The organism is Micromonospora sp. WMMA1998, assembly GCF_027497375.1.
Classification (GTDB): Bacteria; Actinomycetota; Actinomycetes; order Mycobacteriales; family Micromonosporaceae; genus Micromonospora; species Micromonospora sediminicola.
In genome coordinates this window covers 1,754,398-1,778,121 of sequence record NZ_CP114911.1, presented here as the reverse complement: position 1 = coordinate 1,778,121, position 23,724 = coordinate 1,754,398, and the positions used below count along the sequence as shown (strand labels likewise).

General features: G+C 71.7%; 20 protein-coding genes. 11 read left to right on the top strand and 9 right to left on the bottom strand.

What is annotated here, in order from left to right; translation table 11 throughout:
• Nucleotides 1–4: 4 nt before the first annotated feature.
• The 9 genes from O7600_RS07720 to O7600_RS07680 all read left to right on the top strand — a co-directional run bounded on the left by O7600_RS07720 (nucleotide 5) and on the right by O7600_RS07680 (nucleotide 8,075).
• Nucleotides 5–961 carry a sugar ABC transporter permease gene (locus O7600_RS07720; protein WP_281593002.1) on the top strand — a complete coding sequence of 319 codons (957 nt, stop codon included), beginning with the start codon at nucleotides 5–7 and terminating at the stop codon, nucleotides 959–961.
• A complete protein-coding gene (locus O7600_RS07715) occupies nucleotides 958–1,872 on the top strand; it encodes a carbohydrate ABC transporter permease (RefSeq protein WP_281593001.1) in 915 nt (304 codons plus the stop codon). Before O7600_RS07720 ends, O7600_RS07715 begins: the two co-directional genes overlap by 4 nt.
• 2 nt (nucleotides 1,873–1,874) lie before the next feature.
• Complete coding sequence (locus O7600_RS07710) at nucleotides 1,875–2,279, top strand: VOC family protein (RefSeq protein ID WP_281593000.1); 405 nt, start codon at nucleotides 1,875–1,877, stop codon at nucleotides 2,277–2,279.
• Nucleotides 2,276–3,718: a four-carbon acid sugar kinase family protein gene (locus O7600_RS07705; RefSeq protein ID WP_281592999.1), complete on the top strand. Its 1,443-nt coding sequence runs from the start codon at nucleotides 2,276–2,278 to the stop codon at nucleotides 3,716–3,718. Before O7600_RS07710 ends, O7600_RS07705 begins: the two co-directional genes overlap by 4 nt.
• A complete protein-coding gene (locus O7600_RS07700) occupies nucleotides 3,711–4,550 on the top strand; it encodes an amidohydrolase family protein (protein WP_281592998.1) in 840 nt (279 codons plus the stop codon). Before O7600_RS07705 ends, O7600_RS07700 begins: the two co-directional genes overlap by 8 nt.
• Entirely contained in the window at nucleotides 4,547–5,644 is a 1,098-nt protein-coding gene (locus O7600_RS07695) for an isocitrate/isopropylmalate dehydrogenase family protein (protein WP_281592997.1), read from the top strand. Before O7600_RS07700 ends, O7600_RS07695 begins: the two co-directional genes overlap by 4 nt.
• A 21-nt stretch (nucleotides 5,645–5,665) precedes the next feature.
• A complete protein-coding gene (locus O7600_RS07690) occupies nucleotides 5,666–6,736 on the top strand; it encodes a Gfo/Idh/MocA family oxidoreductase (protein ID WP_281592996.1) in 1,071 nt (356 codons plus the stop codon).
• On the top strand, nucleotides 6,733–7,398 hold the full coding sequence (locus O7600_RS07685; protein WP_281592995.1) for a GntR family transcriptional regulator: 666 nt from the start codon (nucleotides 6,733–6,735) through the stop codon (nucleotides 7,396–7,398). Before O7600_RS07690 ends, O7600_RS07685 begins: the two co-directional genes overlap by 4 nt.
• Before the next feature lie 278 nt (nucleotides 7,399–7,676).
• Complete coding sequence (locus O7600_RS07680) at nucleotides 7,677–8,075, top strand: hypothetical protein (RefSeq protein WP_281592994.1); 399 nt, start codon at nucleotides 7,677–7,679, stop codon at nucleotides 8,073–8,075.
• Nucleotides 8,076–8,192: 117 nt separating this feature from the next.
• Here O7600_RS07680 and O7600_RS07675 read toward each other — a convergent pair whose 3' ends face one another.
• The 9 genes from O7600_RS07675 to O7600_RS07635 form a co-directional block, all read right to left on the bottom strand.
• Nucleotides 8,193–8,780, bottom strand: a complete 588-nt coding sequence (locus tag O7600_RS07675; RefSeq protein WP_281592993.1) for a DUF6434 domain-containing protein — start codon at nucleotides 8,778–8,780, stop codon at nucleotides 8,193–8,195.
• A gap of 21 nt (nucleotides 8,781–8,801) precedes the next feature.
• Entirely contained in the window at nucleotides 8,802–9,548 is a 747-nt protein-coding gene (locus tag O7600_RS07670; RefSeq protein WP_281592992.1) for an alpha/beta hydrolase, read from the bottom strand.
• Between the two features lie 89 nt (nucleotides 9,549–9,637).
• The gene (locus O7600_RS07665) at nucleotides 9,638–10,579 is read right to left on the bottom strand and encodes a helix-turn-helix domain-containing protein (protein WP_281594086.1); all 942 of its coding nucleotides are present in this window, start codon (nucleotides 10,577–10,579) and stop codon (nucleotides 9,638–9,640) included.
• Nucleotides 10,580–10,918: 339 nt separating this feature from the next.
• Nucleotides 10,919–12,031 carry a hypothetical protein gene (locus tag O7600_RS07660; protein WP_281592991.1) on the bottom strand — a complete coding sequence of 371 codons (1,113 nt, stop codon included), beginning with the start codon at nucleotides 12,029–12,031 and terminating at the stop codon, nucleotides 10,919–10,921.
• A gap of 212 nt (nucleotides 12,032–12,243) precedes the next feature.
• The gene (locus O7600_RS07655) at nucleotides 12,244–13,941 is read right to left on the bottom strand and encodes a hypothetical protein (RefSeq protein WP_281592990.1); all 1,698 of its coding nucleotides are present in this window, start codon (nucleotides 13,939–13,941) and stop codon (nucleotides 12,244–12,246) included.
• Between the two features lie 225 nt (nucleotides 13,942–14,166).
• On the bottom strand, nucleotides 14,167–15,642 hold the full coding sequence (locus O7600_RS07650) for a serine/threonine protein kinase (protein WP_281592989.1): 1,476 nt from the start codon (nucleotides 15,640–15,642) through the stop codon (nucleotides 14,167–14,169).
• Nucleotides 15,629–16,627 carry a LacI family DNA-binding transcriptional regulator gene (locus O7600_RS07645; RefSeq protein ID WP_281592988.1) on the bottom strand — a complete coding sequence of 333 codons (999 nt, stop codon included), beginning with the start codon at nucleotides 16,625–16,627 and terminating at the stop codon, nucleotides 15,629–15,631. Before O7600_RS07645 ends, O7600_RS07650 begins: the two co-directional genes overlap by 14 nt.
• A gap of 514 nt (nucleotides 16,628–17,141) precedes the next feature.
• Nucleotides 17,142–18,335 (bottom strand): cellulose binding domain-containing protein, encoded by a 1,194-nt coding sequence (locus tag O7600_RS07640; RefSeq protein ID WP_281592987.1) that lies wholly within the window; start codon nucleotides 18,333–18,335, stop codon nucleotides 17,142–17,144.
• Nucleotides 18,336–18,414: 79 nt separating this feature from the next.
• On the bottom strand, nucleotides 18,415–19,467 hold the full coding sequence (locus O7600_RS07635; RefSeq protein ID WP_281592986.1) for a lytic polysaccharide monooxygenase: 1,053 nt from the start codon (nucleotides 19,465–19,467) through the stop codon (nucleotides 18,415–18,417).
• A 476-nt stretch (nucleotides 19,468–19,943) separates the two neighbouring features.
• On the opposite strand from O7600_RS07635, the gene O7600_RS07630 reads away from it, so the two are divergent.
• A complete protein-coding gene (locus tag O7600_RS07630; RefSeq protein ID WP_281592985.1) occupies nucleotides 19,944–21,926 on the top strand; it encodes a cellulase family glycosylhydrolase in 1,983 nt (660 codons plus the stop codon).
• A gap of 537 nt (nucleotides 21,927–22,463) precedes the next feature.
• Complete coding sequence (locus O7600_RS07625; RefSeq protein WP_281592984.1) at nucleotides 22,464–23,450, top strand: LacI family DNA-binding transcriptional regulator; 987 nt, start codon at nucleotides 22,464–22,466, stop codon at nucleotides 23,448–23,450.
• Nucleotides 23,451–23,724: the final 274 nt, after the last annotated feature.

Below are 23,724 nucleotides of genomic sequence, written 5' to 3'. Positions count from 1 at the left end.
GTCGATGACCGCACGCACAGTCGACCGGGTCGCGGGGTCCCGACGCCCGGCCCGGTCGGGCCCTCCGGCCGCCCGTGAGCGGTGGTCCTTCCTGGACCGCGAGACCCCGTTGGGCTACCTGCTCGTCCTGCCGATGGCGGTGGTGGTCCTCGGGCTGGTGGGCTATCCGCTGGTGCTCACCGTGTGGTTCAGCCTGACCGACAAGTCACTCGGCAGCGACACGGTCTCCTTCGTCGGGCTGACCAACTACCTGGAGCTGCTCGACGACCCGGTCTTCGCCCGGACCATGTGGAACACGTTCAACTACACGGTCACCGCCGTGTTCGCGAAGCTGGTGCTGGGCCTGGTGATGGCGCTGGCACTCAACGAGGTCCGTCGGTTCCGCCGGTTCTTCCGGGCCGCGTTCCTGCTGCCCTGGGTCGTGCCCTCGTCGTTGAGCGTGCTGGCCTGGATGTGGATGTTCCAGGCGGACTTCAGCGTGCTGACCTATCTCGGCCGGCAGGTCGGGTTGGTGGACGGCAACATCCCCTGGTTGGGCGAGGCGGGCTGGGCGATGGCCGCCGTGCAGACGGTCAACATCTGGCGGGGCGCCCCGTTCTTCGGGATCATCATCCTCGCCGGGCTGGCCACCGTACCCAAGGAACTCGTCGAGGCGGCCGTCGTCGACGGCGCGAGCGCGTGGCAGCGGTTGCGGTACGTCATCCTTCCGCACCTGACCCCGATCCTGGTGGTGGTCACCCTCTTCTCGTTCGTGCAGACGCTCGGCGACTTCCAGATCGTCTGGATCCTCACGAACGGCGGCCCGGTCAACAGCACCCACCTGATCAGCACGCTGGCGTTCCGCACCGGCATCCGGGGCGCGGACATCGCTTCCGGTTCGGCGATCTCGTTCTTCGTGTTCCCCGCGCTCGCCGCGATCATCGCGCTGCAACTGACCGTGATGCGACGAAAGGCGAAATGACCATGACCACCGTGTCCGGCCGGGCCGCCCGGCCATCCCTGCCCGCGCCTGCGCCGCGCACCGGACGGCTGCTGCGCCGCCTGAAACTGGGCCGCCGACTGCTGATCACCGTCACGATGACGTTGTTCACCGTCTTCACGCTGTTCCCGTTCGTCTGGATGGCGCTGACCTCGCTGCGCACCGGATCGGACCTCTACCGGGTCGCCGACCGGCCGTTCTCGGTCAGTGGGCTCACCCTGGAACACTTCCGGGAGCTGCTGACCGAGACGAAGTTCCTCACCTGGACGCTGAACAGCCTGATCGTGGCGCTGTCGGCCTCGGCGATCGCCCTGGTCATCGGGGTGCCGGCGGCGTACAGCCTGGGTCGGTTGCGGTACCGCGGCGGCGCCGTGGTGGGCGTGATCGTCTTCTCCACCTACCTCCTGCCGCCGGCGTTGCTGTTCATCCCGATGAACGTCGTGGTCAACCGGCTGCACCTGGGCAACACGCTCGGCGCGCTGATCCTGGTGTACCTGACCTTCCTGGTGCCCTTCATCGCCTGGATGCTCTCCAGCTACTTCCAGAGTCTGCCGGTCGAACTGGCGGAGGCCGCCCGGATCGACGGCGCCAGCCGGCTACGGGCGATGATGGTGATCGACCTGCCGCTGGTGCTGCCGGGCGTGGTCTCGGTGTTCTTCTTCGCCTTCACCCTCTGCTGGCAGGAGTACCTGTACGCGTTGACCTTCGTGCGCTCGACCGACAAGCAGCCCGTCGCGGTGGGCCTGGTCAACGCACTACAGGTCGGCGACGTGTTCGCCTGGGGCCAACTGATGGGCGGGGCGCTGCTCGGCGCGCTGCCCGTGGTGATCATCTTCTCCTTCCTCATGGACTACTACCTGTCCGGTCTGACCGCGGGAGCGGTGAAGGGATGAGCATGCGCGAGCAGGTCCGCGGGCTCGACCACGTCGGGCTGGTGGTGACCGACACGGAGCAGGCGCTGGCGCTGTGGCGGGACCGGTTGGGCTTCACCGTCACGCACGCCGAGGTGGTCAACGACGACACGGTCCTGCTCACCCACCTCGACCTCGGCAACGTCCACCTGCAACTGGTGCAGCCCCTGGTCCGGCCGCACCCGCTGCACGAGTGGCTGGACCGGCACGGTGCCGGCCTGCACCACCTCTGCTTCGCTGTGGACTCGGTCGACGTGGCCTGGCACGGCGACGGCGTCGGCGTCCCGCCCGCCCAGCCGGCGCCGCACCAGGGGATCCGCGGCCGGCGGTCGGTCTTCCTCGATCCGCGCCGCTCCGGCGGCGTCCAGGTGGAGCTGACCGGCTCATGAGTCACTCGTCGACCGCGCCCGACCTGGCCGGGCTGCCCGCCCCATGGGCGGAGCCGCTCGTACCGCCACTGGCACAGCGCATCGCCGCCGAACGGCGCACGGTCGTCGTCCTCGACGACGACCCGACCGGCACACAGACGGCACACGGGGTGCCGGTGCTCACCCGATGGGACGCCGCCGCCATCGCCGGGGAACTCTCCTCCAGACCGCCGGCGTTGTTCCTGCTGACCAACTCGCGGTCGCTCGATCCGGAGCGCGCCGCGGAGATCAACACCAGGACCGGCCGGCAGATCCGGGCCGCCGCCGAGTCGGTGCGCAGTCGGGTCGTCGTGGTCAGCCGGGGTGACTCGACCCTGCGCGGACACTTCCCGGACGAGACCATGGCCCTGGCGGACGGTCTCGGTGGCGACTTCGACGGCGTCCTGCTGGTGCCCGCCTTCCTCGAGGGCGGGCGGGTGACCGTCGACGGCCGGCACTGGGTGGCCGACGCCGACGGCTGGACGCCGGTCGGCCGGACGCCGTACGCCCGGGACGCCACGTTCGGGTTCGGCTCGTCCGACCTGCCCGACTGGGTGGCCGAGCGCAGCGGCGGCCGGATCCCACGGGAGGCCGTGCAGGTGCTGACGCTGCGGGAGTTGCGCACGGGTGGGCCGGCGGCCGTCTTCCGCCGGCTGTCCAGGTTGCGGGACGGTGCCGTCTGCGCCTGCGACGCGGCCGACCAGGCCGACCTCGACGTGCTGGTCGCCGGGGTGCTGGCCGCCGAGGCGGCCGGGGCACGACTGCTCTACCGCACAGCGGCGTCCTTCGTCCGGGTCCGTGCCGGGCTGGCGCCGCGCGACCTGCTCACCAACGGCGAACTGGGGCTGCGGCGGCGGACCGGCGGGGGAGGACTGGTGGTGGTGGGCTCCCACGTGCCCACCACCACCGCCCAGCTCGAACGGCTCCTCGCCGACCCCACGGTGGTGGGCGTCGAGGTCGACGCGACACTGCTCGCCGGAACCGAACGGCAGGCGGCCGCCGAGGTCGACCGGGTGGCCACGCTGGCCGACCACGCGATGGCGGCGGGGTGCACCGCGGTGGTGCACACCAGCCGCCGGGTGTTGACCGCGGCGACCGCGGCGCGGGCCCTCGCCCGCAGCGTACGGATCTCGACCGGGCTGGTACGGATCGTCGGCCGGATCCCGGCGCGGCCCGCCTTCGTGGTGGCCAAGGGCGGCATCACCTCCAGCGACGTCGCCGCGGACGGGCTGGGCATCAACCGGGCCGAGGTGCTCGGGCAGGTGGTGCCGGGTGTGCCGGTGTGGCGGGCCGGCATGAACAGCCGGTTTCCCGGCCTCACCTATGTGGTCTTCCCCGGCAACGTCGGCGGTCCCGACGATCTGCTGGCCGTGGTGGCGAGGCTCGGTGGAGCCGATTGGCAGGAGTCGACACATGCCTGAGCCGTTGAATGGATACGACGTACACACGATCCGGCCGGCCAGCCGCCGGTCACCGTTGGTCGACGTGCACGGCCACTTCGGTCGTTCCGCCGCCACCGGATACTCGGCGGGCGCGCCCGAGCTGCTCGCGGCGATGGACCACCACGGCATCGACACCACGCTCGTCATGCCCCAGCCGTCGACCGACCGGGAGACCGCCGACGAGGTGCACGCCGAGATCGGGGAGGCGGTCACTCGCCATCCCGGGCGGCTCTACGGCATCGTCAACCTCGACCCGCGCCTGCCCGACGCGGAGTACCGGCGACGGGCCGGAACCCTGCTCGATCGGCCGGGTTTCGTCGCGGTGAAAATCCATACTGCGGGGTTCGCGGTGGCGCCCGACGACCCGGTATGCGACAAGGCGTTCCGAATCGCCGCCGACTACGACGTACCGGTGATGGTGCACACCGGCCTGGGCGGGCCACACACCCTGCCGCACCGGGTGGTCGACCCGGCCCGCCGGTACGCCGAGCGGCCGGTGGTGCTCTGCCACGCCGGATTCGGCGCGTTCTGTGCCGAGGCGATCGAGGTGGCGGTGACGCTGTCGAACGTCCACCTCGAGCCGTCCTGGTGCCCGGCCTTCAGCGTCCGGCAGATGGTGCGTCGGCTCGGCGCCCACCGGGTCATGTTCGGCAGCGACCACATCGACAACATCCCGGTGGAACTGGCGAAGTTCGACGCCGTCGGTCTGACCCCCGGGGAACGGCGCCTCGTCTACGCCGGCACCGCCGCCAGCGTCTTCTCCCTCGACCCGTCCGCCCCCGCCACCCCCCGACCGGAGGTTTCCGCATGACCGACTACCGCATCGCCGTGCTGCCCGGAGACGGCATCGGTCCCGAGATCACCGCCGTCGCCACCGAGGTGCTGCAACGGCTCACCGCCGCGCACGGCGGGATCTCGCTCCATCTCGACACACACGACGCAGGCGCCACCCGTTGGCTGCGCGAGGGCACCGTGTTGACCGACGAGACGTACGAGGCGTGCGTGCGGGCCGACGCCATCCTGATGGGCGCGATCGGTCTGCCCGAGGCGCGCCACCCCGACGGTCGGGAGGTCAACGGCGACGTCATCTTCCGGCTCCGCTTCGACCTGGACCTCTACGCCGGCATCCGGCCGGTCCGGTCCTGGCCGGGACTGACCAGCCCGCTGTCGGCCGCGCCACCCGTCGACTACGTGGTCGTGCGGGAGAACGTGGAGGGCCTCTACGCCTCCCGGACCGGTGGCTGCAACGTGCGGGAGGAGGTCGCCACGGACACCATCGTGATCACGGCGACCGGCACCAGGAAGGTGACCGAGCAGGCGTTCCGGTTGGCCGGCAAGCGCGCCGGGCGCCCCCGGGACGGCCGCCGGATGGTCACCTGCGTGGACAAGGCGAACGTGCTCGCCTCGTACGCGTTCTTCCGGCGGGTCTTCGACCGGGTCGCCGAGAACCATCCCGACATCGGCGCCGACCACGTCTACGTCGACGCGATGACCGCGTACCAGGTGCAGCAGCCGGACATGTTCGACGTGGTGGTCGCCGAGAACATGTTCGGCGACATCATCTCCGACCTGGCGGCAGCCACGGTCGGTGGGCTGGGCCTGGCCGCCTCCGGCGACGTCGGTGACCAGCACGCGCTGTTCCAGCCCGCGCACGGCTCCGCGCCCACCATCGCCGGCAAGGGCGTGGCCAACCCGATCGCCACCGTGCTGTCGGCGGCCATGATGCTCGACTGGCTGGCGGACCGGCACGCGGATCCGGCCGCGGCCGAGGTGGCCAGGTTGATCGAGGACGCCGTCGGCGACGTGCTCGCCGAGGGACGGGTCCGCACGCCGGACCTGGGTGGGACCGCGGGCACCGTCGAGGTCGGTGCGGCGATCGTCGCGGCGGCGGGTCGGCGGCGGTAAGTGAGAAGGGGAGCGACGGGGATGCAACGACCTTTGCGGGGTCTGATGGTCGGCGCCGGCTACTTCGCGCCGATCCAGCTCGCCGCCTGGCGAGCGGTGTCCGGGGCGGAGATCCGCGGGCTGGTCGGGCACCGTGATCCGGACCGGGTGGCGGCGGTGGCACGGGAGGCCGGCGTCGGTTGGTCGGGGATCGACCTCGATGCGGCGATCGAGAGCGTCCGGCCCGACTTCCTGGACATCTGCACGCCTCCGGCCACGCATGGTGAGCTGATCCGGCTCGCGGTGGACCGCGGACTGCCGGTGCTGTGTCAGAAGCCGCTCGCGCCGACCGTGACGGAAGCCGCCGAGTTGGCGGAGCTGGCGCAGCGGCACGGTGTGCCCCTCGTGGTCAACGAGAACTGGCGCTGGCAGCCGTGGTACCGGGAGGCGAAGCGGCTGATCGACGACGGGGTGCTCGGGCGGCCGTTCCACACCACGATGCGGATGCGACCCGGCGACGGCTGGGGGGAGCGGCCCTATCCGGATCAACCCTACTTCGCCACCATGCCCCGGTTGGTGCTGTTCGAGACGGGGGTGCACTACGTCGACACCACCCGCTACCTCTTCGGCGAGATCGACGAGGTTCGGTGCACGACCGCCACCGTCAACCCGGCGGTCGCCGGCGAGGATCTCGTCATCGCTGTCCTGCACACCACCGGCGGCGGCATCGTGGTCTACGACGCCGACCGCTCGGCGGTCGCGCGGACGGTACGCAGCCTGGCGTACGGCACGATGTCGGTGGAGGGCACGGACGCCACCCTGGAGGTCGCCGACGACGGCACGATGACCGTGCTGCACCGCGACGGCCGGGTGGCCCGGCACGACTACCGGATACCGGACGGCTGGAAGGGCGGCTGCGCGATCGCCGCTCAGCAGAACTTCGTCGACGCCCTGCGCGGGCACGCCGAGGCGGAGAGTCCCGCCACGGACTATGTCCGTACCATGGAAGTGGTGGAGGCCTGTTACCAGTCGGCCGCATCGGGGCAGGCCGTCCGGATCCGGTCCGAGCGTGCGACGAGCCTGCCGGAACCCGCGGGCGAGAGGCTGCCGTGAGCACTGAGACGACCTACCTTCCGGTGGAGGAGAGCACCTACCAGCGGGTGCGTGCGATGCTGCTCAGCGGCGACATCCCGACCGGCCAGCCGGTCAACCAGAGCGAGGTCGCCGTCGCGCTGGGTGTCAGCCGCACACCGGTCCGTCGTGCCCTCGCTCGACTGGAGGGCGAGGGCCTGGTCACCGCCGGCCCGCGCGGCTGGCACGCGGTGGGCTTCGACGCCGACCGGATGAGGGCCGTGTTCGAGATCCGTGCGGTCCTGGAAGGGCTCGCCTGCCGGCTCGCCGCCGGCCGGGCGGGCCGGGCCGAACTGGCCCGGCTGCGGGTGCTGTTCCAGGACGCCTACGAGCAGCTCACCACGACCGGCTCGGCCGAGGCGTACTACCAGGCCGATGTCGTGTTCCACCGGGCGCTGCTGGAACTGGCCGGCGAGCCGCTGCTCAGCCGCACCGCCGAGGTGCACCACATCCTCACCACGAGCCTCGCGCCCGGCCTCTATCGCGACCCGCACGAGACACACCCGGAGCATCTGGCGATCATCGAGGCGCTGGCCGACGGCGACGCCGACCGGGCCGAGGATCTGGCTCGCGGGCACATCCGCGCGGCCGTCCCGAACATCCGCACCGGCGCCGTCTACGTGCCGGGAGCCGACGTCACCTGACGGTTGGTCCGGCGTCGGTCCCGAACAAGGGGTCCCGGGTGGTAGCGGGAGCTCCGTACTCGGTCCCCCGGGGCGAACGTTTCTCGGCGATGCGGGATGTGTGGTGCCGGTGGAGTGCCCGAGCACCGACGGGCCACCGGCTCGAGTGGTGAACCGGTCACCGCGGCACATCCGTATTTCCGGCTGTAGAGATCATGACGGGGGCGGAGGCTGATATGGGGACGTACCGGAGTGGGAGTCCGTCGGGCGGGAGGCTGATCCCCGAGGACCTCACCGGGATGCAGCTGCCGCTGGCACCGTGGTACCAACGCGGCTACCGCCGTGACGAGGTCGATGCGTTGCTGCGCCGGTTCGCGTACGAGCTGCGGCAGCGGGAACGGGAGCTGGAGGCCGCGTGGGCGGAGAGCCAGCGGATCAAGCGGGCGCTGCGCCTCTGGCAGTCGGAACGGGCTGACGCCGCGGCACCCGAATCGGCCGTCCGCACCCACCAGGGCCACGCGAAGCGGACGACCACCCGTCGCCGCGTCCGTCGGACCACCCTGCCGAAGCGGCTGCCCAGCGAGCTGGTCGCCGGCCCCGAGCAGATCCTCGGCCCGGCGACCCACCACCGGGACACGCCGGACTCCTCGGGGCGCACCGCCCGTTCCATCGCGCCGCACCCCGGCCACGAGCGGTAGGGCGACCTTCGGCAACCCGCGCCGCGGGCATCGATCGGCTGGACGGTGGACCGGCGTGCCGGTGGCCTGCTTCGAGCCGCTCCGGCTGACCCGGGACCGACCCGGCCGCGCCCTCGCTCAGCAGGCCTCCCCGGTCGATGGCTCGTTGGTCCGGAGCGGTCCCGGACGTTCCTCCACCGGCCGCGACCGGTGCTCCTGCCAGGCGGCCAGCGCAGCCGCCCGGCCCGCCCGAGGGTGGACCCTCCGCCACTGCCGCAGGAACGCGTTGAACTCGAACTGTGCTGCCACCGGCCGTTCGCGGGCGGCTTCGGCTCGGGTGTCGTACCAGTGCGAGACGGCATCACCCAGGGTCCGTCCGGCACCGTTCCGGATGAACGCCCGCATGAACTCGTCGAAGACGAACTCCTTGCCGACCTGTCGGCGGAAGAACTCCCGCAGCACCTGACCGCACCGCTGCCCGGCGGGGATGACGGTGTCGACCGTCACCGGCGGATCCAGTTGCCGCGCCGGCCCCGCCCGCCGAGGAGGCTCCGGCGCCGCCGTGCCGTCCAACGCTGCGGCCAGCCGCTCGATCAGTGCCAGCTTGCCGCCCCCGCGCGGGACGCCCATTGTCCGGGCCAGTTCCGTCAGCTCGGCGAGCGTCCAGTACCAGCGGCGCAACTCCGTACCGGAACGGACGTGGGTCAATGGCGGGCGATCCGTCACCGTGACTCTCCAGCCGGGCATTCAGGGGAACAGGGGGGTGATGAAGTTCGACACCGTCTCGGTGAACAACGCCGGTCGCTCGATGATCCAGCCGTGCCCGACGCCGGGAACCGTCCGATGCTCTCCGCGTGCGAAAGCCGCGGCGAGCAGTGGCGCGGAGCGCCGGATGCTGGGCGGTTCGTCGCCGCCGCACAGCACCAGGACCGGTCGGACGAACGCGTTGTCCACCGGAGGTCGATATCCGGTCAGCTCCCGGTTGATGCGGGCGAACGCCCGAGGATGGGTCCGACGGGCCGCCGACCGGTACCACGGGTGAAGGTCGGCCGGTATCCGTAGCACCCGAGCGTTGGCGCTCAGCATCGGCCGGGTGACGATGAACGGCGCCAGCACCGGACCGAGCAGCCGCGGTGGCGACCAGAACGGCAACGGGACGGCGTTGACTCCACTGGCGACCACACCCGCGATCCGATCCGGCGCCGCGCGGGCCAGTTCCAAGGCCAGATACCCGCCGAGCGACAGCCCCACCACACCGACCCGGGCGTCGGGGACCCTGCTGTCGACCAGGTCGGTCAGGTCGTCCACCACTCGGCTCATCGAATTCCATCGCCGGTTCCGGGCCGTGCCGTGCCCGGGCAGATCGGGGATCAGCAGGCGGAACGAGTGACCGAGTGTCTCCACGACGGGTTGCCACATCGTGCGGTCGATGAGCAGGCCGTGCAACAGGAGCAGCGGTGGTGCGTCCAGTGGGCCGTGTTCGCTGACTTCCACCTGTTGTCCGTCCGGTGATGATTAACGCAGTCCGCCGCGACTCGCATCCGGCCCGGACCACGCTACGAGGCGCCGGCGCGGCACCGATATCACAGACGCGCCGCAACACTGTCGAAGCCGTGCCCATCTGCCGCCGCCTTCGCTCGCCAGCGGCCCGGGCTCGAGCCGAAGTGAGCCCGGAAGGCGGCGCCGAAGTGGGAGGCGGAGGCGAACTGGTAGCGGTATGCCAACTCGGATGCGCTCATCGGCGACCCGACCAGGTCCCGAGCACACGCCTGCAGCCGCCGTAGCCGGATGTAGCCGGCCGGGCCGTGGCCGTTGTCGGCGAAGGCGCGGTGCAGCTGGCGCACCGACACGGCGAGCTGGCTGGCCAGCCAGGCGACGGAGAGGTCAGGTTCGGTGAGGTGGTCCTCGACGAGTCGCTCAGCGGCGAGACGCAGAGCGAGGTGAGGGCCGCCCCGTGTGTCACCGAGCGTGCCGTCGAGCAGCAGATCCAGCACGACGGCGAACACCGAGGCAAGGTCTCGCCGGCGGGCGGGGTCCTCGGTGGCGCCGGCCGCCGTCATCAGGTGGGGCAACTGTCTGCCCAGGGCGCGCCCGACCGGGTCGAGGGGCGCTGACCTGATCGCTGCGTCCAGTGCCGCGTACCGGGCCTCGACCAGAACCGGCGGAAGCACGACGAACAACAGCTTGGCGGCAGCGGAATAGTCGACCTCGAAGGGCTCTCCGCCCGGTACGACCACGAGCCGGCCCGGCACCACCGGCTCGACGCCGAAGCGGTGCCGAATCCGGCCGTCGGCCTTCGTGCTCAGCAGCAGGAACACGCCCCCGGACGACCGTCGTCCGGTCTGCCGCCGCGCGTGCAGCGCACCGGCGCTGACGGACACCAGACGAGTCGGACCGACGTCGGCGGTGCTCAGCCGGGCACGGAAGCCGGCCGGATCACGGGCCTCGACCGCTTGGCTGACCAGGCTCTGCCGGACCGCACGGCGGAACTCGTGCAGGCCGCGTGGACCCGAGAAGCGGTGCATGAGCACGGGCACAGTCGCTCCTTGATCTGTCCGCCGCGGATCGGGCAGCCGCGGGCGCGCTCGGTTCCCTCGATGATCCTCGTGCCCGAACGCGCCGGGCCTCGGCTGTCCGGACGGATCCGAGGCCGCCCCGGCTCGCGATTCCCGGTCGGGGGGTGGCGGTCATCATCCACTGTGGCGGGCGGACGGTCGGGTGATCCGGCGCAGTCCGCGCCAGGCACCCACGAGGTCGTCGCACCGCCGTGAGCTGCGCCCGACCGGGTGGTCGCCGGGCGGCGCGGACGCGCCGCGGCCCGGCAGAGGACAACCCGCCGGGCCGCGACCTTCCCCGGTGTGTGGTCAGTTGAGGGTGCAGACCGCGAGGCTGTCCAGGTCGGGGCGCTGCGCGCCGACCCGGTTGAAGGCGATCTCGATCCGGTCGAGCGCCGCCCCGCGCTTGCTCTTCAGCGGGTTCAGGATGGCGTTGGCGATGAAGTTCGGCCCGCCCTCCGGCTTGACGGCGATCCGGGCAAGCCGGGAGTTGGCCTCGTCGATCTGCTTGTCGAGGGTGGCCAGCTCGGACTGGACCTGCCCGGCGGCCGCGGCCGGCACCGCCGGCAACTCGACGCGGGGGCAGTTCACCGTACGGGCCTGCGCGGCCCCGCCGTTCTCCGGCCCGGCCGCCTCGCCCTGGCCGGCGTTGCCGTTGACGGCGCTCGGCGTGCCGGGGGAGTTGAGCGTGCAGGTGGCGAGGTCGACCAGGTCGTCCGGGCGGCTGCCGTTGACCCGGCCGATGTCCGTGGCGATGCGGTTCAGGACGGCCACCCGCTTGTTGCGCAGCGGGCCGAGGATGGCGTTCTGGACGAAGTTCGGGCCGCCCTCGGGCTTGACGGCGAGCTTCGCCAGGCGCTCGTTCTGCCGGGCGATCTCCTCGTCCAGGTTCGCCAGTTCCTTCTCCACCCCGGCGACCGCCTCGGCCGGCACCTCGGGGAGCTTGTCGCGTACGGTCGGGCAGTCGACTGTCTGCGCGTTGGCCGGCGGGGCGGCCACCCCGCCGCCCTCGGCGCCGCCGGCCGCTCCTTCGAGCGCGCAGTTCGCCAGGGCCTGCAACCCGACCGGCGCGGCGCCGCCGACGCGGGTGATGTCCTGGCTGATCCGGTCCAGCACCGCGCGGCGCTTGCCGGCGATGTCGGTGAGCTGGTTCTGCGCCGCCTTGGGCTCGCGGGCCAGCCGCTCGTTGACGTTCGCGATCTGCTTGTCCAGATTCTGCAGCTCACGGTTGACACCGTCCTGCGCCGCGGCCGGCACCGCGCCGAGCTTGTCGGCGACGGACGGGCAGACCACCGACACCGGCGCCGCGTTGGCGTTCTCGTCGGCGGACGCCAGTTGCAGTCCCGCGCCGATGAGCAGCGCGGCGAAGGCCCCCACGCCACCGAGCTTCAGGACTGCGTTCTTGCGCGTACCCCTGGCCATGCACCTCTCCCTTGGATCGATCGCGGAGGGTCGCGAGGCTGATGCCGCGCGACCCTCCGCTCTGCGAAGTGAGGACTCAGGAATCGTGCTCGTGCCCGCTCCGGCAAGGCGGTTCCGGACGATGTCCACGGTCGATGTGGGATACGGAGCCGGTGCCAGGATCGTTCAATAAATTTGTCCAGACATGAGATGACATCTCATGAACTGTGGTTTTACCGAAAGGTCAGCGTCGGCGAGCCGGTGATGGCGAAACCGCCCGTGGTCGTCGCGTTGCCGGCGGTGATGGCCTGACCGCCGATGCGCAGGTTGTCCACAGTCAGTTCCAACGGCGCCTTCGCCTGCTTGACCAGGTTGCGGGGCAGGTCCTTGCTGCCGTTGCCGCGCAGCGAGTTGATCTCCGCAACGCTGTAGAGCCTGTCCACGGTGGTATCGGCCAGCGTGATGTCGCGGAACGCCTGGCTGGCGGAGGTGTTGGAGAGTGCCACGACCCGGGTGGTGGGTCCCATGATCCGGGTGCCGGTGACGCTGACGTTCGAGATGGTGCCGGAGCCGCCGGCCTCCTGGTAGTTCAGCAGGCCCCAGTTCGAGTTGGTGCCGGTCCACTCGGTGTGCAGCAGGGTGTTGTTGCTGGCCCTGATGTTCGAGACCGTCTTGGCGAACCAGCCGAGCTGGAACACGGCGCCGTTGTCCATCTGCCACAGGGTGTTGTTCTTGATGGTGGCGTTGGAGCTGTAGAGCTTGAAGGCGTCGTCGAAGGCGGAGACGAACGAGTCGCTGATGGTGGTGCCGGTCAGGGCGGGGATGCCGTCGCCGTTCCAGCCCCAGTTGCCGAGCACCTTGACGTCGGAGATGGTGCCGGTGAACCGGGACTCGTCGTCACCCTGCTTCGCGGTGATCTCGTTGTCGCGGTGGCCGGTGACCACCCAGTGCGGGGCGTTGACCACGGTGACGTCGTGGAAGCGGAACCTGTCGGTGCCGAGCTGCACCATCTTGACGGTGTACTCCCAGCAGTCGTAGCTGCACGAGGTGGTGCCGTTGGTGCGCTTGTCGGCCCGCCAGCCGAAGTCCTCACCGGAGAGCACGCCCCGGCCGGTGACGGTGAAGCCCTGCTGGGTCGACTTGCTCACCGTGGCCGAGTCGATCGCGCCCTTGACGTACGCGCCGCCGGCCAGGTGCACCCGCCGCACCGAGTCCGGCACCGGCCAGTAGCCGAGGTCGTGCACGCCCCGTTTGAAGATGACGGTCGCCGAGCGGGCGGCCAGGGCGCGGTCGAAGGTGGTGCCGGGGTTGACCACGTACGTGCCCGGGGCGGTGCGCGACGGGTCGGCCACGGCGGCGCGCGAGTCGTCGGCGAACAGCAGCATTCCGTCCAGCGGCAACTGCCGAAGGGTGTCGTAGCGGTTGTCGATGAACTCCACCGACAGCTTGGCCTTCGGCTCGTTGACCCGGATCTTGACCTGCCGGGTGGCCAGGTTCCTGCTGACCACGGTGAAGTCGCCCGTGCCACGGACCATGATGTCGGTCACGGGTCCGGCAGCGGCCGTCCGGGTCACCGTGACCGTCGGCGTGGTGCCGGCCGGGAACCAGAACGAGGACCAGTTGAACGAGCGGTTCTCCGCGCGGGCGTGGTCGCCGCCGTCGCAGTTGGTGGTCGAGCAGGTCCGCGCCTTCGGGGCGGTGCGGTAGACCGACGGGGTCTTCCCCGCCACCGACACGGCGTAGATCGACGACTTGTCGGCCGCGGCCAGGCCCGGGGTCTTTGCCACCGTCACCCGGGCGGCGGCCGCGGCGGTCTGGGGGAGGACCGGCTGCTGTCCGGCGTAAGCGCTGGTGACACCGGCGATCGCCAGGCCGCCGGCGATGGTCACGCCCAGGGCCAGTGCCCCGAGGCGTCGCGTTCTTCCTGCCATACCGTCGCTCCTTCGGTGGGGTGGGCAATGTGGTGCTCCGGTCGTGCCCCGGGCAGGCGTGGCGAGGGTGGTACGGGTGGGGACACCCCGTGGTGCTGCGGAAGGTTTCAGGACCGGGCGGCTACTTCTCGGCGCCAGCGAGGTTGCCGGTCCGACCCAGCAGCGCACGGAGCCTGATGCCGGCGTGGTGCGTGCCCACGGGCGACCGGTGGGCGTCCAGCGGGGTCAGCCGGCTGACGTCGAGCGAGTCACGGCGTCGCCGACGCGGTCGACGGCGTCGCTGAGCGCCGGGGCCGCCGCCGCTGACACCCCGCCGTCGCGGATCTCGTCGGCGAGGCTGCGGCGCAGGTCCGACATCAGCTGGGCCAGGTTGTCCGCCCGGGCGTGCTGATTGTTGACCACGTTGACCGCCTGAGCGTCGATCTTCTGCGCCGCGCCGGAGGAGACGGTGCCCTCGGCGAGATCCCGGCGGAGCAACTCGCGAAGCTGGGCCGCGGCGACGGCGAGAGACACGGTCGGACTGGCGGACGCTCCCGTCGTGGCGGAAGCCGGCCCACCGGTCGAGGGCGCGGATGTGCGAGTCGCGCTCGGTACGCGGGTCGGCTTGTTGCTCCGTGATGGTCCGGGCGTCGTGGTCGGCCGCGTCGACCGGATCAGGGGCGACCAGGAGAGCTCAGGCGCGGGCAGTTGAGCCTCGGGCGGCGGCGGCGTCGGCGAGCGAGTGAGCGCGACGATGGTCACGGCGGCAGCCAGAGCGCCCGCGACCACCGTGGCCACACCGGCGATCACCGGTCCTCGCCCACGCCGGTCTGCCGCCGGTTCGAGCACCGCGGTCACCACCCGGCCGGCCGGCGCGGCCGCCGATGCAAGTGTCTGGGGCGGCTGGTGTCCGCCGGACATCGGATCGGTGAGCGAGTCCAGCTCGGCGGCCACCTCCGCTGCGGACGGGCGCCGGCCCGGCTCCCGCCCCAAACACCTGTCGCACAGCCGCACGACCTCGGCCGGGACCGCGGCGGGCATGCGGATGGCATCGTCCGGCGGTCTGCCGGTGAGCATCTCGACGAGCAGCGCGCCGAGGGAGTAGACGTCGGCCGCCGGATCAGCCGGAGCGTCGGCGAGACGCTCCGGCGCGAGGTACGGGGGCGTGCCGAAGGTCCAGCTCCGCTGCGGGCGGTCCCCGATCCGCGCGGCGATTCCGAAGTCGAGCAGCTTGACCTCGCCGTCGGCCACCATCACGTTGTCCGGGGTGACGTCCCGATGAACGACGCCGTGCGCGTGGACGGCCGCCAGCACCGCGGCCAGCCGCGCGGCGATCCTGACGGCCTGGCGCCACCCGAGCGCCCCGGAGGCCAGGACGTCGAGCAGCGATTCCCCGGCCAGCATCTGCAGGACCAGGAAGGTGACCGTGGTGCCGTCGGGTGCCGTGACCTGTCCGACGTCGTGCACGACCACCACGTCGGGATGCGAGACGGCCGCCATGGTGCGCGCCTCGGTGCGTGCCAGGGCGTCCCGGTCCACCGGCACGTCGCGGTCCGGGCCGGGAAGCTTGACCGCGACGAGACGGTCCAGCTCCACGTCCAGGGCCCGCCAGATCACCGACATGCCGCCCGCGCCGATGCGTTCCACCAGCCGGTAACGGCCGGCGAGCGTCACGCCCGGCGTGGGCCAGCGCCCGGGCGTCGGCGGCTCAGGCCGACCCACGACGGACGAGTTCGGTGGGAAGTACGACGGTGTCACCGGTGGGTCGGTCCTCGATGATGTCGGCCAGCAGCAGCCGGCAGGCGATCCTGCCCAACTGTTCGACCGGTTGGCGGACGGTGGTCAGGGCCGGCTGGATCATGGTGGCCACGGGTGCGTCGTCGAACCCGACCAGGGCCACCTCGTCGGGTACGGCGCGGCCGGCACGTCGCAGCGCGTGGAGAGCGCCGACCGCCATCGCGTCCGAGGCGACGAAGACGGCGTCGATCGTCGGTGCGCGGCTGATCAGCCACTGCATGGCGTGCGTCCCGGACGCCTGGGTGAAGTCCCCGTACGCGGTGGCCGCCGGCTCGGCCCCGGCCTCCGCCATCGCTTCGCGGTACCCGGCGAGGCGGTCGGCGGCGGCGGGCAGGTCCGGCGGCCCGGCGATCATGGCTACCCGGCGGCGTCCGCCGCGCAGCAGGTGCCGCACCGCCGCGCGGGCGCCACCGCGGTTGTCCACGTCGACGTAGGGGATGTCCAGCTCGGCCGGACGGCCGACGCCGCGTACCGGCACCGGGGACGTGGCCACCGCCCGGGCGACCGGGTGCTGGTGGTATGCGCTGACCAGGAGGACACCGTCGGCGCCTCCGGTGAGCAGGTAGCGTTCGATCCCGGCCAGGTTGTCCCGTGCCGCCGTCAGGATCGGCATGGGGGAGCCGTGGATCGACAGTTCGGCCTCCGCGCCGGCGGACAGCCGTGCGAAGAACGGGTCGGCGAACACCCGGGCGGTCGGCTCGCAGATCACCAGGGCCACCACCGGTGGCTTCCGCAGACCCTGGTGCCGGGCGTCGCGCCGTACGTAGCCGAGCTGCGCCATCGCCGCGTACACGCGCTGCCGGGCTCCCGTCGTCACGCGGACGGAGCCGGTGAGCACGCGCGACACCGTGGCCGGTGACACCTGGGCCGCGGCGGCGATCTGTTGGACGGTCGGCTGCGCGCGCATCATGCTCCGGCTCGAGGTCGGGTACCGAGCGGTCGGTCGCCGTTCTGTGGGCAGGCAGGCGCGTCCGCGGCGCGACGAGCCCGGCTGAGGTCGCTGGAAGCAGGTCTCGTCGCGGGTACCTGCTTCCGAGTGGCGGGGCGTGGCCCGACTCCGCCGGAATGACGGAAGCGTGGCACGCCCGGGAAGGCCTGGCAAGGCCGGCGTGCCGTACGGGCCCGCACCCCGACCGGCGGTGCCCCGCCGTTCCGGCCGGGGCCACTGCCGGGAGGCGGCGTCCCGTCCACGGCATCCGCGCCGGTCACCGCCGTCCGGGCATCGACGGCGGTGACCGGCGTCGGCGCGTCACGGACCGTCGCCGCCGTCGGTGAGCCACCGGCGGTGACGAGCCGGACCCCGGCCGGGCCGGACCAGGCCGTGAAACGCGTTTCAGGCAGCCGGCGTCGCCGGTCCCGGGGACGTCTCCCCGCCGGCGGCGCGGGCCGGTCGTGGGGAGACGACCCCGGGGGGCAGCCACGGGTCAGCAGGTGAGCGGGTACGCCGACACGGCGACGTCGTCGAACCAGAGGGTGTCGTCGCCACCGCCGTAGCTCTCCCAGCCGAGCCGGAGGTCGCTGAGGTGCGGACGCCAGGTCCGGCCGATCCACTGCGCGTCGACGTCGGCGGTGGGTACGGCGTCGACGAGCAGTCCCGGCACCTGGGCCCCGTTCACGCTCGAGGACATCGTGCCGCTATCACCGTCCACGGTGAACGCCACGCAGTTCCACGTGCCGGTCGGCAGCGGACGGCTCCGCGCCACGCCCGCCGGACTCTGCACCGGCACGGTGGCGTCGTCCGACTCCCGGTTCCACTGCAGCGCACCGCTCTGTCCGCCCAGGCGCAGGTCCTTGCCGCCGTCGGCGTCGTCCCGCAGCGCCGCCAGCGCCACGTGGCCGTCGGGCAGCGGCACGCTGTGGCGGACGTAGAACCGGACGTGCCAGGTTGTGCCCACCGGGGTGAGATCGGCGACCGGCTTGACGAAGACGTGGTTGCAGTAGCCGGCGCGGCCGTCCACGCGGACGGATCGGGTGCCGGAGTGCGCGACGGCGGTGTCGACGGTGGCCGTACCGGATCCGTGACAGTTGGGCCGGCTCACGGTCCAGGCGCCGTCGGGCACGGTGCCGCCCTGGGTCTCGAAGCCGTCGCAGAACGTCGCGCTTGCGCAGGCGGCATCCGGCGGGCCGCTCGGTGTGGTCGAGGGGGTGGGGCTGACGGGCGGGACCGACCCGGTGGGAGTGCCCGGCGCGCCGGCGGGGTCCGCACAGGTGACTGCCGGTGCCGGACCGTCCGGTTGACCGACGCCCAGCAGCCCGATGGTCGTGGACCCGGCCGGCGCAAGGCTGCCGTTGAAGGTGGCGTCGGTGGCGGTCACCGTCGACCCCTCCTGGGTCACGGTGGCGTTCCACCCCTGACTGACCCGCTCACCGTTGTGGTAGGACCACGCAAGCCGCCAGCCGGTCAGCGGGACGGTGCCGGTGTTGGTCACCTGGATGTCGGCCTGGAAACCACCGGACCACTGGTTGACGATCCGGTAGGTCGCGGCACACGAGGCGGCCGCCGCGCCGGCGGCCCCTGGGGAGAACAGCACGGGGAGCGCCGCGGCGGTGACCAGGACCGCGGCGATGGTTGCGGTCGGTGCCGACCGTGTGGTCGGCAGCCGGAGGGGACGGGTCATCGGTGCTCCTGCGGTGGTGAAGGTGCGGTCCACGTCGGGGACGTGGACCGCACCGGTGGTGGGGCGGGTACGGCTGGACTCAGCCGCAGGTCACGTCACTGAAGGTGGGAGCGGTGGTGCCGCTGCCGAGCAGTCCGGCGGTGGTCGAGGCGCCCGGCGCCAGGACCCGGTTCCAACTCGCCGCGTGGATCATGGCGGTGGTGCCGCTCTGCATCGGAGTGCCGTTCCAGACCTGGTCGAGCCGTACTCCGGTCGGGAACGTCCAGCTGGTGTACCAGTTGGTCATGGTCGTCGTGCCGGTGTTGGTGACGGTCACTGTGGCCTGGAAGCCGCCGCTCCAACTGTTGTCGGTGTGCAGGCTCGCCCGGCAGGACACGGCCGGTGGGGTGGTGGGGGAGGTGCTGGGCGTGGGCGTGGGCCCGGTCGGGGTCGGCGTCGGGGTCGGGGTCGGGCCACCAGGTCCGCTGAAGTCGACGTCGGAGCAGCCGTAGAACGTCTCCTGGCTGTCGGTCCGTGACCAGACCGAGTAGATGACGTGTCGGCCGGAGCGGTGCGGCAGCTGGCCGCTGAAGCGGTAGGCGCCGTCGCTGACCGGGGGTTGCGGATCTGCCGTCAGGAACGGCTGCGCCTCCAGATCGTCCCAGGTGAGCGGCTTGGTGGGGTCGTAGCCGTCCTTGGTGATGTACAGCCGGATCCCACCGGGGTGCGGCACCCAGGCGCCGTAGGAGAAGTCGTACGTGCCATCGGCCCGCACCGAGGTGGCCGGCCAGTCCGCCCGGGGAGCGTCGTACGCGGCGTACTTCGGATTGCCGCCGCTGCACAGCTGCCCGTCCGGAATGTAGCCCCGGGTGCGACCGCCTCCGTCGGAGCGCAGGACGCCGTACCAGTCGTAGAGCGGCTGGGTGCCGCCGGCGGCCACGGCGGCCTGGCAGGCCGGGTTCTCGGGCACGATCTCGCCGCTGCCGACGATGCCGTCGGTGTAGCAGGCGTACGTTCGGCTGGCCGGGGCCTGGAGCGCGCCGTGCGCCTGTGCCGGCCGGGGCGTGGACAGGACCGTCGCGACGCCGGCCGTGAGGGCCAGGACGCCGAAGGCGGCCAGCACGCGCCGGGTAGGTGCTGCCGACAGTTGCATGTCTCCTCCTCGCGGCCCTCAGCGGGACCGCTTTCGCCGACCGGGACGGGTCGGGGGTGGTGGATCGTGAGTGGGTCCGGCGGTGGCGCCGCCGCTGCCCATGCCGCGGTCGCTCGTCCGGCGAGCGGCGGGGTGCCCGGCCGCCTGGCCCGCTTCCCGCGGAGCCGGCCGCTCGGTGCCAGAAGCCAACATGCCGCGCGTCCCGGGTGCCACCTCGTGTGCAGGGATTCGGCGACGACCTGCGGCTTTGCCTGAAACGTCTTTCAGCGGTCCAGCCGATGACCCTGGGTGCGGCACGGGAATCATCGGGATGTGTCCTCGCAGGTGAACCGACGTTTGTCCGATCCGGCGCATGGGTGCGGCGCGACGGGCGGGTGGCTCGGCTGGACAGCAGTGGACCCCGAGCTGCTTATGCTCGCCGATGGAAGCGCTCCCATTCGCATCACCACCACACCACCACCGTCGAAGGACAGAGCATGTCTGTGAAGAGATCCGTGCGCGGCGTCGCGCTGGCGGCCTGCGTGGTCGTCGGGCTGTCGACGCCGGCGACCGCCACGGCGGCCCCGCCACCCCGAGCGGCGCTGCCGCCGGCGGCCGACAGCGCGGCACCCGCCGCGGACTGGCTGCACACCGAAGGCAACAAGATCGTCGACGAGGCCGGCAACCAGGTCTGGCTCACCGGAGTCAACTGGTTCGGCTTCAACGCCACCGAGCGGGTCTTCCACGGCCTGTGGGGCGGCAACCTCGACACCATCACCCGGCAGATGGCCGAACGCGGCATCAACACCGTTCGGGTCCCGATCTCCACCCAGCTGCTGTTGGAGTGGAAGGCCGGGCAGACGGTCATGCCCAACGTCAACCTGGCGGCCAACCCGGAGCTGGCCGGGATGAACAACCTGCAGATCTTCGACCACTGGCTCGACCTGTGCGAGAAGTACGGCCTCAAGGTCGTGCTCGACGTGCACAGCGCCGAGGCCGACAACGCCGGCCACGTCTATCCGGTCTGGTACAAGGGCACGGTCACGCCCGAGCAGTTCTACCAGGGCTGGGAGTGGGTCACCGCGCGGTACAAGGACAACGACACCATCGTCGCGATGGACATCAAGAACGAGCCGCACGGCCAGCCGGGCGAGTCCCCCCGGGCGAAGTGGGACGGCAGCACGGACGCCGACAACTGGAAGAACGCCTGCCAGACGGCCGGTCGACGGATCCTCGCGATCAACCCCAAGGTCCTGATCATGTGCGAGGGGATCGAGGCGTACCCCCGGCCGGGCAAGACCTGGGACTCGCCGAAGACCAACCCCGACCTGAGCCCGAACTACTACAACAACTGGTGGGGCGGCAACCTGCGCGGCGCGAAGGACTTCCCGGTCGACCTCGGCGCCAACCAGGACCAGCTCGTGTACTCCCCGCACGACTACGGACCGCTGGTCTACGAGCAGCCCTGGTTCCAGGGCGCGTTCGACAAGGCCAGCCTGACCGACGACGTGTGGCGCCCGAACTGGCTCTACCTGCACGAGGGCAACACCGCGCCCCTGCTGATCGGTGAGTGGGGCGGACGCCTCGGCCAGGACGCCCGGCAGGACAAGTGGCTCAAGGCGCTGCGCGACCTGATCGGCGAGTACAAGCTGCACCACACCTTCTGGTGCCTGAACCCCAACTCGGGCGACACCGGCGGGCTCCTGCTCGACGACTGGAAGACCTGGGACGAGACGAAGTACAACCAGATCCTCAAGCCGGTGCTCTGGCAGCACAACGGCAAGTTCGTCAGCCTGGACCACCAGGTCCCCCTGGGCGGCAACACCGCCACCACCGGCATCAGCCTCACCGAACGCTACGCCGGCGGCAGCGAGGACGACACCGTCGCGCCGACCGCTCCGGGCCGGCCCGCCGCCAGCGCGGTCACCGCCAACGCCGCCACCCTGACCTGGGCCGCTTCCACCGACAACGTCGGAGTCACCTCGTACGAGGTGTTGCGCGCCGTGGGCACCGCGCCCGCGACGGTGGTCGGCACCGTCTCCGGCACCAGCTACCGGGCCGGGAACCTCAGTGGCGACACGACGTACACCTTCACCGTGCGGGCCCGCGACGCCGCCGGCAACGTGTCGGCGCTGTCGCCGGCCGCGACCGTCACCACCCCGGCCGGCGGCAGCGGTGAGGGCGGGTGTGCCGCGACATACCAGGTGACCAACGCCTGGCAGGGCGGATTCCAGGGCGAGATCCAGGTGAAGAACACCGGCACCGCACAGATCAACAGCTGGACGGTGACCTGGACCAACCCGACGGGCACCACCATCTCCTCGGTCTGGAACGGCAAGCTGAGCACCACCGGTGGCAAGAACACGGTCAGCAACGAGCCGTACAACGGCAAGGTGGCCGCGCAGGCCAGCACCAGCTTCGGCTTCACGGGCACCGGCGCCGGGTCCGCACCGTCCGACCTCAGCTGCGCCGCGTCATGACCGGCCCGCTGCGGCGCGACGACGCGGCGCGTACGCGGCAGGCCGTCCCTGCGCCTGCCGCGGGCGTCGACAGCTCACGGTTGAACACGGAGGCCACCGGCCGGGGCGTCGTCGGACCGACTCGCGCAGGAGTGGACCCGCCGGCCGGACGCCACCGCGGCCTCCGGGTCCACCGATGCCGGTGACTCGCCGCCGCGGATCAGGACACCCACCTTTACGAAGGACGGGCTGTCTCTGATGCGGGGTCGGCAGAGACGTGCCGACCCGATCCGGACGCGGCCCGGCGGGACCCCACCCCGTCGGGCCGCATCCCTCCCCGCTACGTGCGCAAGATGCTCACCGCACATCTCATTCAGCTGTTCAGGTACGCGGGCTGGCTGCGTGGACTCTGCTCCACCCTTCCCGACCGGCGGTCAAGGCTGCTCCGGTACGCCTCCACCGGAGCGCCAGGGCTGACCCGCGCCGCTCGGATCGTCAAGGCCCGTGGGTGGGCACCCACGGGCAGGCGGAAAGGTGGGTGCCGTGCGCGGTCCAGCGATGACGGACGTGGCTCGACTCGCCGGCGTCTCCCACATGACGGTCTCCGGCGTCCTCAACGGGCACCCCACCGTCCGCGAACAGACCCGCCTGCGGGTTCAGGCGGCCAGCGCGCAACTCGGCTACCGACCCAATCGGGCAGCCCGAGCGTTGGTCACCGGCCGGTCGCAGATGATCGGGGTGATCGCGCAGAGCACCAGCCTCTACGGTCCGGCATCCCTGCTCACCGAGGTCGAACGGATCGCGGCGCAGGACGGGCTGGCCGTCAGTGTCAGCTGCGTGCCGCGCCCCGACCAGCACTCCATCTCCGAAGCGGTCGACCGGCTTCTCGCGCACCGGGTCGCCAGCATCATCGTCATCGCCCCGATCGAGGTGGCCGACGTGGCCCGGTACCGCCTTCCCCCGGACGTTCCCCTCGTCACCATCGACGGCGACATCCAGCGATCGACGGGCGTGGTCACGACCGACCAGGTGAGCGCTGCCCGCGAGGCCACCCGACACCTGCTCGACGCGGGACATCGCACGGTCTCGCACGTCGCCAGACCACCGGACCGGTTCGGCAGCGCTGCCCGTCAGAAAGGATGGCAGGAGGCACTCGTCGCGGCGGGGGCCGAGGTGCCACCACCGCTGCCGGCCGGCTGGTCCGCTGCGTCCGGATACGAGTGCGCGGAACTGGTGGCCCGGATGCCCGAAGCGACCGCGATCTTCGCCGCCAACGATCATGTCGCTCTCGGCGTACTACGCGCGCTTCAGGAACACGGCAGGCGAGTCCCGGAGGACATCAGCGTCATCGGCTTCGACGACGTGCCGGAGGCCGCGTACTTCATGCCACCACTGACCACGGTGCGACCGCACCTCGACGCGGTCGCGCGAGCCAGTTTCGAGCTCTTGTGCGCGCAACCCGGATCCGGGGACGGCGGCGTCCGGCAGCGCACCGTCGTGCCCACCCTCATCAGCCGGGCCAGTGTCGCGGCACCGCCGAGCTGATCGGTGGGCGCTGCCCACGGACTGGGCGCATGGCTGTTCCAGGAGTGCAGGACCGAGGTTCAGGCAGGCGGCGGCCGGCCCGCTGAGCTCCTGGCGATGTGGCTGCGGCCGGCTTCGATGGCGAGGTCCTGGGTGCGGACTCCGCGCCGGAGCTAGGCTCGCGCGAGCCTGAGGGTTGCGCCGAGCGTCATCGGCGGTGGGGGAATGGAGGCCGGGTTGGCGCCGGCGTCGGCTCGGTGCTTGTTGCTGACGACCAAAATAGGTCGGGATAGCT

What these genes read in the sequence shown, in the direction of transcription:
- O7600_RS07720 (WP_281593002.1), top strand. Translation starts at nt 5, where the DNA reads ATGACCGCACGCACAGTCGACCGGGTCGCGGGGTCCCGACGCCCGGCC.
- O7600_RS07715 (WP_281593001.1), top strand. Translation starts at nt 958, where the DNA reads ATGACCATGACCACCGTGTCCGGCCGGGCCGCCCGGCCATCCCTGCCC.
- O7600_RS07710 (WP_281593000.1), top strand. Translation starts at nt 1,875, where the DNA reads ATGCGCGAGCAGGTCCGCGGGCTCGACCACGTCGGGCTGGTGGTGACC.
- O7600_RS07705 (WP_281592999.1), top strand. Translation starts at nt 2,276, where the DNA reads ATGAGTCACTCGTCGACCGCGCCCGACCTGGCCGGGCTGCCCGCCCCA.
- O7600_RS07700 (WP_281592998.1), top strand. Translation starts at nt 3,711, where the DNA reads ATGCCTGAGCCGTTGAATGGATACGACGTACACACGATCCGGCCGGCC.
- O7600_RS07695 (WP_281592997.1), top strand. Translation starts at nt 4,547, where the DNA reads ATGACCGACTACCGCATCGCCGTGCTGCCCGGAGACGGCATCGGTCCC.
- O7600_RS07690 (WP_281592996.1), top strand. Translation starts at nt 5,666, where the DNA reads ATGCAACGACCTTTGCGGGGTCTGATGGTCGGCGCCGGCTACTTCGCG.
- O7600_RS07680 (WP_281592994.1), top strand. Translation starts at nt 7,677, where the DNA reads ATGCAGCTGCCGCTGGCACCGTGGTACCAACGCGGCTACCGCCGTGAC.
- O7600_RS07665 (WP_281594086.1), bottom strand. Translation starts at nt 10,579, where the DNA reads ATGCACCGCTTCTCGGGTCCACGCGGCCTGCACGAGTTCCGCCGTGCG.
- O7600_RS07660 (WP_281592991.1), bottom strand. Translation starts at nt 12,031, where the DNA reads ATGGCCAGGGGTACGCGCAAGAACGCAGTCCTGAAGCTCGGTGGCGTG.
- O7600_RS07655 (WP_281592990.1), bottom strand. Translation starts at nt 13,941, where the DNA reads ATGGCAGGAAGAACGCGACGCCTCGGGGCACTGGCCCTGGGCGTGACC.
- O7600_RS07645 (WP_281592988.1), bottom strand. Translation starts at nt 16,627, where the DNA reads ATGATGCGCGCGCAGCCGACCGTCCAACAGATCGCCGCCGCGGCCCAG.
- O7600_RS07640 (WP_281592987.1), bottom strand. Translation starts at nt 18,335, where the DNA reads ATGACCCGTCCCCTCCGGCTGCCGACCACACGGTCGGCACCGACCGCA.
- O7600_RS07635 (WP_281592986.1), bottom strand. Translation starts at nt 19,467, where the DNA reads ATGCAACTGTCGGCAGCACCTACCCGGCGCGTGCTGGCCGCCTTCGGC.
- O7600_RS07630 (WP_281592985.1), top strand. Translation starts at nt 19,944, where the DNA reads ATGTCTGTGAAGAGATCCGTGCGCGGCGTCGCGCTGGCGGCCTGCGTG.
- O7600_RS07625 (WP_281592984.1), top strand. Translation starts at nt 22,464, where the DNA reads ATGACGGACGTGGCTCGACTCGCCGGCGTCTCCCACATGACGGTCTCC.